Genomic DNA, 10,289 nt, shown 5'->3' with positions numbered 1-10,289 from the left:
TGGATGTGAGTTTGGACAGAACCAAACTCAGGGATGCGGCACTTTCACTCTCGAATTCAACAGCCATCCGATAATAAGCATGAACATTGTCACCGATTCACCCGGGAGGATGTCGTAGATATAACCCAGATAGACAAGCCAGAGCAGTATCGCGCCAAGAGGGGTCGGAACACCGACGAAAAATTTCCCCACTTCACCCGCTTCGGCATTGATGTTGAACTGAATCAATCGACGCAGGCCGCTGATGACGTAGTAGATACTCACGATTCCAGCCAGGTAGAACCATCCACCTTCCAGATGGGTATAGACCGCCTGAAAAATCAGAAAGACCGGAACCAATACAAACGAGAGGAAGTCGGCGAACGAGTCGAGCTGGATGCCGAATTCGTTGGAGAGATCGAATGTTCTGGCGATTTTTCCGTCGAAAATATCGAAGGCTCCGCCAACCCATGCCAGGATGATGGCATAGTAAAAGTTCTCCTGCGTGATGAGATAGGTTGCGATAAGCCCGCATGTGATGTTGACCATCGTAAAAAGATTGGCGAGATTGAAATGCGATTTCGAATCGAAAATAAAAGGCATCGGTTTCCTTTTGTTATAATCACGCCACTATTCTACATCGATAGAACTTTAATTTCCGAAAGAAAGAGTGAAATGTCCGACATTCTCGATGCTATTACCGCCATCCATTCCCATGAGGAACGGTATGAAAAACTCGAACTTCTCTATAAAAATGACGAAGAAAAGCAGAAAATTCTCGATGCCATCGACAGGCTCCATTATCGGAAAGAGTGCCAGGTGGAGATCAGCAATGTCGACGAGGGCGACGGACGCGGCTTCATCTCTATCGAGTTTCACGACGATTACGACAAAGAGGCCGGTCCTTTTTTCGACGCGCTGATCAGAGAACTAGGTATCGACCGGTGTGAGTAATGGCGCTGCACGCCGGAGCAGCACCATGAACTATCGACTATTGACCATCGACTATAAACCCATTACCAGTCGAGGAAAAGGAAGAGCGACGAAAGAAAGTAGTTGGCCGCGAAAATCGTGATCGCCGAATAGACGACGGCGGCTGTCGTCGCCCGACCGACACCCCGGGCCCCTCCCCTGGCGATATACCCCAGATAGGTTCCGATGGAACTGATCAAAAATCCGAAAACAAACGCTTTCAACACGCCGGTTCCGATATCGGCGAACTCCAGATACTGCTGAATCGTATTCTGATAGGAGACCGGGTTGACACCCAATGCCTCGGTCGATATGAGATAGGCGCTGATGTTACCGATGAAATCGAACGTTATGACAAGCAGCGGAAGCGAAATCGTCGTCGCCAATATCCGGGGAATGATCAGATATTTTTTCGAATCGACGGCCAATGTTTCGATGGCGTCGATCTGTTCGGTCACCCGCATCGTACCCAGTTCCGCCGCCATCGCACTGATCGCCCGCGATGTCAGCATCAAGGCAGCAAAAACCGGCCCGAGTTCCCTCGAAATCGAAACAAATATCGTATACCCCATAAAGTTTTCCGCATTGAACCGGTGGAAGCCATGGTAGAGCTGGATCGCCTCGACCATGCCGGTGAAGAGTGCCGTGAGCAGAATGACCCCCAACGTCCCGATACCGATGCCGTCAACCTGTAGAAAAAATTCCCGAATCCGATACGGAGGTTTGAAATAGAGCGGTATCAGGCCAATCTGGAATTCCACAAATCGACCGAAATCGGAGATACTCCTATACAACTGCAGAAAGGGTCTGCCAATCCATCCAAAAAAATTTTCAACTATTCCTACTGCCATGAGAAACTTTCAGCTTTTTGAAGATATTTTAACCAAATTCATACCAATACGCCCTGAATTGGCGTATAATTGCTTAACTCGAAACCATTAAAGACGATAGTATTCCAAAGTTATCGACGTTATCATGCCAAGGAGAAAGAATGGCCGAAGAAGAAAAAGAAGAGTCCCAGGAGAACGAAGGTTCCGCATCGAAAGAGTCCGGCGGAAGCAAGATCGTATTGATTTTGATCGTTGTTCTGCTTGTACTGGTTCTTGCGATCGGAGGTGTCGTCGCCTACCTGATGCTCTCAGGTGACGAAGCGGAAGATGCAACGGTCGTCAAACAGGAAAAAGTCGAGAGGAAGCGATCGCATCGCAGTGAAGATGCCGGGGTGGGTCCGATGTATCCACTGGACAAATTTACAGTCAACCTGATGAGCGAAAATGGACGAAGATTTCTGGTCGTAAAAATGAATCTGGAAGAGGACAGTGAAGAGCTGACACCGGAACTCGACAAAAAAACGCCCCTCGTACGTGACGTCGTTATCTCCATTCTCTCATCCAAAACTGTCGAAGAGATCACGACCGCCAAAGGAAAAGAGAAGCTGAAGGATGAAATTATCGCCCAGATCAACAGGCATCTCGACGATGGCGAAATCCGCCACATCTACTTTACGGAATTCGTCATTCAATGATCGGTGTCGATATCGTCGTCATCGATCGCATCGAACAATCGATAGAGAAACATGGAGAAAAATTTCTACAGCGTTATCTGAGTGACGAGGAGATCGCTCTCGTTCAGAAAGTACAGACAGCCGCCGGATTCTGGGCAGCGAAAGAGGCGATAGCCAAAGCATTGGGAACCGGTATCGGTCAGCAGGTCGGATTCAAAGATATTACGATCAGAAAAAATGCAAAGGGTGCACCCTCTTTTCATCTTTCGGAAAAACTCGTTAAAGAGTTCGACATTCTTTCGACATCTCTCTCCATCGCTCACGACGGCGGTTTCGCCATTGCCGTAGCTGCCATCGAGTTTTCAGCCACCCCCGACAAAGTGTAGCAGTTCGATCTTGTCACCCTCTTTTGGAACGAAACGGTCCCATTGATCTTTTTTTACCACCTCCATATTGACCGCCGCTGCCATCACTTTTTCGGCGATTCCCAACTCTTCGATAAGTTTGGCCAGTGTGATACCATCTTCAAACTGTTTCTCTTCTCCGTTGACGATAACTCTCATCGGTTCTCCCCTTCTGTAGCATTCAATTCATCGGCATAGCGTCCACAGACCCCTTTCGTATAGGAAGACAGATGGTTCGCCATCGAAAAATTTCCCTTGATATATGCCAGTTCACAGGCATTGACACCATTGGCGTTCAACAGTTCCGGATCGGCCCCGTTCATCAGCAGAAAGTCGACGATCGCGAAATCGTTGCTGAATGCAGCCTGCTGAAGGGGCGTGATACCGGCACCGTTTGCGAGATTGATATCGGCATCGTGCAGAATCAGCGACCGCACGATTTTCAATCGGTGCTGACCGATCGCGTAAAGCAATGGTGTATAGCCGTTATTGTCCTGGATATCGACGTCGGCACCATGATCGAGCAGATATTCGACCATCGGAAGGTTTCTGGTTTTGACGGCGATATGCAGCGGAGAGATGCCCGCTTTCGACTGGGCATCGATATCGCATGCCGACCTCTCCACGAGATCTGTCGCTCTGTTCATATCGCCCCGATAGACCGCCTCGTGCAGGGGTTGCCACCCGTTCACGCTGTCGGCAGACGATATAATGGAAAAAACAACCGTTAAGATAAATATTATCTTTTTCATGGCTATATTCTAACCGATACTCTTGTGAAACTCAACCAGTTTGAAACGTTCTCCCATCATTTGTGGATCGATTAAGGTTTTGACCTTGTTCAGTTCGCGCAGATAGAGATTCTGATTGCCGAGTTTCGCCAGCTGCTCCAGTAGATCGGGCAATCCATATTCCGTCAACGCACGCAGTTGCGTCTTGTAGGCAGCCGTCCGGAATCCGGCCGTTTCAAATGCATCGACAACATGGGAAAAGTTGACATCGTAGGTGATATCGCTCTTTCCGAAGAGCGATTGCAGATCCAATCCCTCTTCGAAGAGCGGAAACACTTCGTGCCCTTTGTAGATACGGATCGAAAAATCGTTTCGTATCTCTTTTTCCCCGTAATCGAACGCCGTGAAAACCATTTTGTCGGCCGCTTCCCAGAGTGACGCGGCAAACGCCTCGTATCCCCGTGCGACCTCCCCCTTCTCCTGCCCATACCGTTCAGCGATCGCCAGAGCCTGCTTGTCGTCCCCTTCGAAATAGATGGCGTGATCCTCGTCGACAAGGGCAGTTTTTCCCTTGTAGACAAGATCGCACGGAAAAGCGTCGAAAATTTCGTTGGCCACGACGAACGCCTCGTTCGCGCCGACCTCTCTGGGATCGATATAGTGATGCAGTGCCACGGCATCGCCGAACCGGGTGCGAAAATATTCCGTCTGCACGCGCTGCAGGGAGGGAAAGCGTTCGACGATGCCGAAATGCATCGTTTCGAGCAGTTCCGGTGCCTCCTGGGCGATCCACTCGATCATATCGCCCAGCAGGTAGCCCTGGTGCGCACCGACTTCGATCAGCATCGTTTTGGGCGAGAGTTTCCCCTCCCGCATCAACGATATCATGTAATGGGCGATGGTCGCGCCGAAAAAGCGGCTGGTGCTCACAGCCGTGTAGAAGTCCCCCTCTTTTCCGATCGCTTTGAAATTGGCATAATAGCCTTCCGGGCCGTAAAGCCACTCGTTCATATACTCACTGAACGGTTTCATAACTCTTCTCGTAAAGTTCGAGCAGTACGAGCTGCTTGTCGAGTGCGAAAATCTTCTGGTCGAGCTGACGGATCCGTTTCGAGTTTTCCATCGTTTCGAGATCGTATACCGTCATTTCACCTGCCTCGACCTTCTCTCTGGTACTCGCTACGAGGCTGTCGTAGAGCGTCTCGTCCTCTTTGGAGAGTTCGATCATGCGGTCGAGTACATCCAGGCGTTTGAGCGTCGCGATATAGGCGTTGTCGGCTTCCCGCTTTTTGTCGTTCAGCATCACTCTGGCATTCAGATAGTCCACTTTCGTCGATTCGATCGTATAGTAGGATTTGATGTCGAGGGGCATCGAAACCCGGAAGCCGTATGTATAGTAGTCGTCGGTCAAGTCGTAGATGTTGCCGCCGCTGAAGAAATAGTTGTTTTCGTAGGGCTTCACATAACTGGCCTGCACCGAAAGCGTCGGCATGTATCGGGCCCATGTCATCGTATTGAAGTAGTCTTTCTGGACGATCTCCTCCTTCTGACGCACCAGGTCGATATGGTTTTTCAGAAAAGTCTCTTTGTCCATCAGCGTGAAATGGGGCAGTTTGATCGTAACGGGATCGGCATCGCTGAGATCGTTGAACTGCTTGTGCAGCTGTGCCTTGGTGTCCTGCAGAACGTAGAGATTCAGCGTATCCTGATTTTTCTTCAGAATCGCCTGGTCCAGAAATCCGCTGTCGAGATCGCCGCTAAGGTACTGCTCTTTTTTGCGCTCGATGTCGAGCCGGTCGTTTTCGATCAGCAGCTGCTGCTTCCGGATCTGGTACTCGTTTTTTTTAAAGTTGAAGAGCGTGGCGACCACCTGCTTGATGAGCTGCCTCCGCTGCGTTTCGATGGAGAGATCCCCTACATGGCGCGTGGCGTTCGCGTATTTCACGGCATACCAGATGCCGCCGCTCTTGAAAATCGGCTGATCGACGACGATGGCGAACTCCCGCCGTTTCTGCGTCGTATCGAACTGTTCGTTCCGGCTGTCGATATACTGAAGCGTGACCGGGTTGATCCAGCTGAATTCGAGCTCGCCGCTGTCGGCGACATTTTTCCTGTGCTGCAGCTCCAGGCTTTCGCGTTTCAGTGCGGAAAGAAGTTCGTCCACATCTCCCGCCTGAAGCAGCGAAAACGCCAGGACGCTACAGAGTATCCAACGCAGCTTTGAACCGTGCAAATCCAAGCTCCATCTCCTCTTTCGTGATGGTCAGTACAGGAAGGAACCTGACCGTGTTTTTCCCCGCTTTCAAGACCACAAGGCGCTGCTCGAATGCGGCTTTGATGATATCGCCGGCATCTTTACCCTCTCTGACACGAAGACCGCGCATAAACCCTGTCCCAACCTCTTTTTCGAAAAGATCGGGATACTCCGTCACGAATCGTTTGAGTCGTTCTTCAAACAGCAGCAGCATATGATCGAGCTCCCCGCTATCTTTGTGCCCTTCCAGGATATCGAGGACTTCCAGCGCCGCACGGGTCGAGAGAAAATTGCCGCCGAAGGTGCTGCCGTGATCCCCCGCTTTGAGAATCCCTTTGTGCGTCGTCATGATCGCTCCGATCGGCACGCCGCCGCCCAGCCCCTTGGCCAGTGTGATGATATCGGGCGTGATCCCGTAGAGATTGCTCGCGAGCAGTTCGCCCGTCCGGTAGATGCCCGTCTGCACTTCGTCGACAATGAGCAGGATGTCGCGTCTCTTCAGCTCTTCGGCCAATTGCTGCACCTCATCTCTGTCCATCGGCTGCACGCCGCCTTCGCCCTGCACCAGTTCGATCATGACGGCGACGGTATGGTCGTCGATGAGATCGTAGATGTTGGCGATATCCCTGGCATAGACGAAACCGTCCGGAAAGGGGCCGAAATAGGTATGCATCGCCTCCTGTCCCGTCGCCTTGAGTGCCGTGATGGTGCGTCCGTGGAAGGAGTGCTCGAGCGTGATGATCTTGTACCTTTTCACCTCCCCTTCCACTTCGCCGTAGCGGCGTGCGATCTTGATGGCACCTTCGTTCGCCTCCGCTCCGCTGTTGGCGAAAAAGGTCTGTATGTCGTAACCGCTCAGTTCCGCCAGCCGTTTCGCCAGCCTCGCCTGCGGCTCGATCAGGTAGAGGTTCGAGGTGTGGATGAGTCTTTTCGCCTGATCGCAGATTGCCTCTGCAAGTCGCGGATTGCCATGCCCCACACTGCATACAGCGATTCCGCTCCCGAAATCGACGTAATCATTTCCCTCTTCATCGAAGAGCATCGAATTTTCCCCGCGGACGAAATGCACATAGTTGCGTGCATAGGTCGGCAGCACATAGGTCAGGTCCATCTCTTGCAAAGTCATTGTATCTTCTCCAAAGTCACTTTTACTTCCTGGTAACAGGCGCTTTTCCCCATTAGGCTCATCATCGGCGGCGTCAGGTAGTTGACACCGGGTGTTCCGGCATAGATGAGTACGGAATCTTCACGGATATCATCACTTGTTTTCACCGGCAGTTCGACCGATCCGTGTTCCGATACGATACGGACCTTTTCATCTTCCGCGAAACCGTGGCACGGATGGAGCCGGACATGATTCTCGCGTCGGAACTGGCTGTTGAGCGAATGAGGGCTCTTGGGAGTGAGCAGCCAGAGTTCGCCCTCTTCGTCGTCGAAATCATCTTCGAACTCTTCGAGAAATTCGAAATTTCCGCTGTCGGTTTCGAATGCCGTTTCGTAAGGATGGTTTTCGTAAGCGGGTGACTTGAGCCATTCACCCTCCCGGATGCACTGATCGAGCATTGTCTGAATGTACTCTTTCTCCTCTTTCAGACCGTCGCAGCCGAAACGGTCGAAGAGAAACTGCGTCAGCTCGTATTCGCTGATGCCGAACTCCGCCTCTTTTACCTTCGGCATCGGCTGCACATAGGGGTGGCCATAACTGAGACGGAGGTCCTCTTTTTCCAGAAAATCTTTGGCCGGCAGCACGATATGCGCCCTGGCGCTCGTCTCGTTTTCGTAGAGGCCGAAATAGATCAGATGATCTGCATGTTCCATCTCCTCCTCGACCTTGTTGAGACCCGGCATCTGTGCCAACGGGTTGGCTCCCTGCACAAGAACCGTTTTGAAGCGTCCAAACGGCGCGACCGGCCTGGCCACCTTTTTGGGCGATTGTCGGACCGGGTTGTCGAACCCCGCCATCGAATCGGCGAGGAAGCTGACCCCGCAGCCCGGTTTGCCGAAAAATCCCATGACGGCGGCAAGCCCGTCGATGGCCTGCAGCACCTGATCGCCGATGGAGTACTTCTGCACACCCGTTCCAACCAGGAAAACGCACTTTTTGTTCAGCATCTGGTAGAGCATGTCTCCAAGATCGTCGAGCACGATATCGCACCTGTCAAGACACTCTACCACCCGAAACGAACGCAGAAAATCGAAATACCAGTCGGCATCTTCACACCGCTCTTCCATGAAATCGGCATCGTCCATATCCTCCATGAACATGAAGCGCGAAAGAAGCACCGCCAGATGGAAGTCGCTGCGCGGACGGATCTGCATGTGAAGGTCCGCCATTTTCGCGATTTTCGTCCGAACGGGATCGACGACGATCAGCGTTTTCTCTTTGAGCAGCTCCATCATATGGGGATCCGTGACGGACACGTTGCGCCCCCAGACGATGACCGCTTCCGCCTCGGCAATCGATTCGGGCGGCAGCATCAGCGAAATACCGCGCCCCTCTTCGACGCCCGCCTGCCCGGCCCCGTCGCAGAGCGATCCGTCGGTCGTCCAACCGCCATACGCCGCCACGAACTCCTCGGTGATCTGCTGCATGAATCCCACATTGCCGCTGCCACGGTAGAGCAGAAAATCCTCTCCCGCCGTTTCGATCGCATTAGCGACGGCTTCGAGTGCCTCTTCCATCGATACCTCTCTGCCGTCGACACGGGGACTTCTGATCCGTTCGGCCTCTCTGTAATGGCGATTGAGGTGGGAACAGAGGGCACCCTGTGTGAAAGGATGCGACGGTGCACCCGCCATCTTCAGGCTCTCCGGATCGACAACCACGCTACATGCATCGTAACAATCGAGAGGACATGCAGTCAGTTTCATCACATCTACCTTGCTATTTGATTTCTATTTTGAGAAGTTTCGAAAAGAGATTTCCCGGCGTATCGAGAATGATCTCCGCACGATAGGAGGAGATATGCGTATCGTCGGCTACACGGATCACTTTGTCGAATTTCAGATCGGTTGCATCGCCGTCCAGATAAATTCTCTTTTTCTCCAAGCCTTCGATCTCGTCGGCATCGAGATAGATAACAAGCCGCCCTTTGCGGATATCCATCGCCTTGAGAAGAAGAGTTCCGGGATTGACGTAGTCACCGATTCGTACTGCAACCTTGTAAACATAGAGCCCTTTTGCCCGTATCGCCTTTTTTTCGATACGGTCTCTCAGCTGTACGATCTGGTAATCCGTATCGGCAATCTGCTTTTTCAGCGTGGCGATCTTCTCTTTCAGACTCAAAAGCTGGTTTTTCGACGCCATCATCGCGGTAAAGATGCGATCTTTCTCCGTCTGGGACTTGGTCTTCATATTTTTCGTACGCTGGTAATACCGGTAATCTTTTTCGTAGACGCTCTTCTGGTTTTTCTCCATCTCTTCCGTAAGTTTCAACGTTTCGCCAAGTACGTTCCGTGTCGTTTCGAGGGCCTTTATCTGCGCCCGGTCCACTTTGTCGTCGACCTGGACGACGACTTCGTCCGTTCCCACTGTACCCTCTTTGGAGTCGTCGGCTTTGACGATCTGTCCGGCTGCAGCCGCTTTGATGACATACGTCTGTACCGGTTCGAGTTTGGCATAGTGTATCTGTGCGAACAGAGAGATCGAAAGGAGAAAGAAGAGATAAAAAGATTTTCGCATATCGTTCCACTTTGTCGTAATGTTGAGCATGATTTTACAACGAATCGCTTAAGAGGGCGCTTTTGAAAAGATGTAGCCTGGCAATTTAATCCGATTCATACATCATTTCACGAAGAATCCACATGAATTGGTTATAATTCAATCAAACTTATTTCCAAACATGAGAGGTACATATCGGATGAAAAAATTTCTCTTCTTTCTTTTTCTGGCTTTTTTGACCACTACGCAATTGCTGCAGGCTGCATCGAAAGAGGTGTTGAACGTCGAAATTCGTGAAACGATCAAAAAGTTCAACAAAGAGGTCAAAGGCGGTGCAGAATTTCTCCGTAAATCCAAAGGGTATCTGGTCTTTCCCAATGTCTACAAAGCCGGTTTCGGTATCGGAGGCGAATACGGGGAAGGAGCACTCCTCGTTCACGACAAAATCGTCGGTTACTACAATACTGCCGGAGCATCCTTCGGTTTCCAGCTCGGGGCACAGAGAAAGTCGGTCATCATCGCCTTTCTGACACAGAAAGCGCTGGACGATTTCAGAAACAGCGACGGCTGGAAAATCGGCGGCGATGCATCGGTCGCCCTCGTGAAATGGGGAGTTGGCGAAGATGTCAACACGATCGATTTCAAAGATCCCGTCGTAGGTTTCGTCTTCGGCAACGAAGGTCTGATGTACAATCTGACGCTGGAAGGCTCGAAAATCACCAAAATCAAAAAGTGATATCGAATCGTTTCGATATCACCGGCTGATCTCTCTCAGCGTGCTGCA

Annotated in this window: 13 protein-coding genes; 4 read left to right on the top strand and 9 right to left on the bottom strand. The window is 51.3% G+C overall.

Annotated elements, in window-relative coordinates; genetic code table 11:
- Positions 1-27: 27 nt before the first annotated feature.
- The gene (locus Q1K24_RS02690) at positions 28-582 is read right to left on the bottom strand and encodes a CDP-alcohol phosphatidyltransferase family protein (RefSeq protein ID WP_300365567.1); all 555 of its coding nucleotides are present in this window, start codon (positions 580-582) and stop codon (positions 28-30) included.
- A gap of 72 nt (positions 583-654) precedes the next feature.
- Between Q1K24_RS02690 and Q1K24_RS02685 the strand changes: the two genes are divergently transcribed.
- Complete coding sequence (locus Q1K24_RS02685) at positions 655-933, top strand: hypothetical protein (protein WP_300365564.1); 279 nt, start codon at positions 655-657, stop codon at positions 931-933.
- 62 nt (positions 934-995) lie between these two features.
- Here the strand turns inward: Q1K24_RS02685 and Q1K24_RS02680 are convergent, their stop codons facing one another.
- Positions 996-1,802 carry an ABC transporter permease gene (locus Q1K24_RS02680; protein ID WP_300365561.1) on the bottom strand — a complete coding sequence of 269 codons (807 nt, stop codon included), beginning with the start codon at positions 1,800-1,802 and terminating at the stop codon, positions 996-998.
- A 140-nt stretch (positions 1,803-1,942) separates the two neighbouring features.
- Here Q1K24_RS02680 and fliL point away from each other — a divergent pair, with 140 nt between their 5' ends.
- Together fliL and acpS are read left to right on the top strand one after the other, a co-directional pair.
- The gene (gene fliL / locus Q1K24_RS02675) at positions 1,943-2,476 is read left to right on the top strand and encodes a flagellar basal body-associated protein FliL (RefSeq protein ID WP_300365558.1); all 534 of its coding nucleotides are present in this window, start codon (positions 1,943-1,945) and stop codon (positions 2,474-2,476) included.
- A complete protein-coding gene (gene acpS, locus Q1K24_RS02670) occupies positions 2,473-2,841 on the top strand; it encodes a holo-ACP synthase (RefSeq protein WP_300365555.1) in 369 nt (122 codons plus the stop codon). Before fliL ends, acpS begins: the two co-directional genes overlap by 4 nt.
- Here acpS and thiS read toward each other — a convergent pair.
- From thiS to Q1K24_RS02635, 7 genes are read right to left on the bottom strand one after another with little or no spacing between them, the layout of a single operon-like run.
- Positions 2,818-3,018 (bottom strand): sulfur carrier protein ThiS, encoded by a 201-nt coding sequence (gene thiS / locus Q1K24_RS02665; RefSeq protein ID WP_300365553.1) that lies wholly within the window; start codon positions 3,016-3,018, stop codon positions 2,818-2,820. The two genes, acpS and thiS, sit on opposite strands and share 24 nt — an antisense overlap.
- Positions 3,015-3,611 (bottom strand): ankyrin repeat domain-containing protein, encoded by a 597-nt coding sequence (locus Q1K24_RS02660; protein WP_300365550.1) that lies wholly within the window; start codon positions 3,609-3,611, stop codon positions 3,015-3,017. Before Q1K24_RS02660 ends, thiS begins: the two co-directional genes overlap by 4 nt.
- A gap of 9 nt (positions 3,612-3,620) precedes the next feature.
- Positions 3,621-4,622, bottom strand: coding sequence for an SAM-dependent methyltransferase (locus Q1K24_RS02655; protein ID WP_300365547.1), 1,002 nt, complete (start codon positions 4,620-4,622; stop codon positions 3,621-3,623).
- Positions 4,606-5,823, bottom strand: a complete 1,218-nt coding sequence (locus tag Q1K24_RS02650) for a TolC family protein (RefSeq protein WP_300365544.1) — start codon at positions 5,821-5,823, stop codon at positions 4,606-4,608. The genes Q1K24_RS02655 and Q1K24_RS02650 overlap by 17 nt, the downstream gene beginning before the upstream one ends.
- On the bottom strand, positions 5,789-6,970 hold the full coding sequence (locus Q1K24_RS02645) for an aspartate aminotransferase family protein (RefSeq protein ID WP_300365541.1): 1,182 nt from the start codon (positions 6,968-6,970) through the stop codon (positions 5,789-5,791). The genes Q1K24_RS02650 and Q1K24_RS02645 overlap by 35 nt, the downstream gene beginning before the upstream one ends.
- The gene (locus tag Q1K24_RS02640) at positions 6,967-8,715 is read right to left on the bottom strand and encodes a molybdopterin-dependent oxidoreductase (protein WP_300365539.1); all 1,749 of its coding nucleotides are present in this window, start codon (positions 8,713-8,715) and stop codon (positions 6,967-6,969) included. Before Q1K24_RS02640 ends, Q1K24_RS02645 begins: the two co-directional genes overlap by 4 nt.
- 13 nt (positions 8,716-8,728) lie before the next feature.
- Positions 8,729-9,526: a hypothetical protein gene (locus tag Q1K24_RS02635; RefSeq protein WP_300365536.1), complete on the bottom strand. Its 798-nt coding sequence runs from the start codon at positions 9,524-9,526 to the stop codon at positions 8,729-8,731.
- Between the two features lie 178 nt (positions 9,527-9,704).
- On the opposite strand from Q1K24_RS02635, the gene Q1K24_RS02630 reads away from it, so the two are divergent.
- Entirely contained in the window at positions 9,705-10,241 is a 537-nt protein-coding gene (locus Q1K24_RS02630; protein WP_300365533.1) for a YSC84-related protein, read from the top strand.
- Positions 10,242-10,289 lie beyond the last annotated feature (48 nt).

It is taken from the genome of Hydrogenimonas sp. (genome assembly GCF_029932565.1).
Classification (GTDB): domain Bacteria; phylum Campylobacterota; class Campylobacteria; order Campylobacterales; family Hydrogenimonadaceae; genus Hydrogenimonas.
This window is presented reverse-complemented; position numbering and strand designations above follow the sequence as displayed.

Excerpts from the sequence above, each read along its gene's own strand:
- Q1K24_RS02690 (WP_300365567.1), bottom strand. The coding sequence starts at position 582 with ATGCCTTTTATTTTCGATTCGAAATCGCATTTCAATCTCGCCAATCTT.
- Q1K24_RS02685 (WP_300365564.1), top strand. The coding sequence starts at position 655 with ATGTCCGACATTCTCGATGCTATTACCGCCATCCATTCCCATGAGGAA.
- Q1K24_RS02680 (WP_300365561.1), bottom strand. The coding sequence starts at position 1,802 with ATGGCAGTAGGAATAGTTGAAAATTTTTTTGGATGGATTGGCAGACCC.
- fliL (WP_300365558.1), top strand. The coding sequence starts at position 1,943 with ATGGCCGAAGAAGAAAAAGAAGAGTCCCAGGAGAACGAAGGTTCCGCA.
- acpS (WP_300365555.1), top strand. The coding sequence starts at position 2,473 with ATGATCGGTGTCGATATCGTCGTCATCGATCGCATCGAACAATCGATA.
- thiS (WP_300365553.1), bottom strand. The coding sequence starts at position 3,018 with ATGAGAGTTATCGTCAACGGAGAAGAGAAACAGTTTGAAGATGGTATC.
- Q1K24_RS02660 (WP_300365550.1), bottom strand. The coding sequence starts at position 3,611 with ATGAAAAAGATAATATTTATCTTAACGGTTGTTTTTTCCATTATATCG.
- Q1K24_RS02655 (WP_300365547.1), bottom strand. The coding sequence starts at position 4,622 with ATGAAACCGTTCAGTGAGTATATGAACGAGTGGCTTTACGGCCCGGAA.
- Q1K24_RS02645 (WP_300365541.1), bottom strand. The coding sequence starts at position 6,970 with ATGACTTTGCAAGAGATGGACCTGACCTATGTGCTGCCGACCTATGCA.
- Q1K24_RS02640 (WP_300365539.1), bottom strand. The coding sequence starts at position 8,715 with ATGAAACTGACTGCATGTCCTCTCGATTGTTACGATGCATGTAGCGTG.
- Q1K24_RS02635 (WP_300365536.1), bottom strand. The coding sequence starts at position 9,526 with ATGCGAAAATCTTTTTATCTCTTCTTTCTCCTTTCGATCTCTCTGTTC.
- Q1K24_RS02630 (WP_300365533.1), top strand. The coding sequence starts at position 9,705 with ATGAAAAAATTTCTCTTCTTTCTTTTTCTGGCTTTTTTGACCACTACG.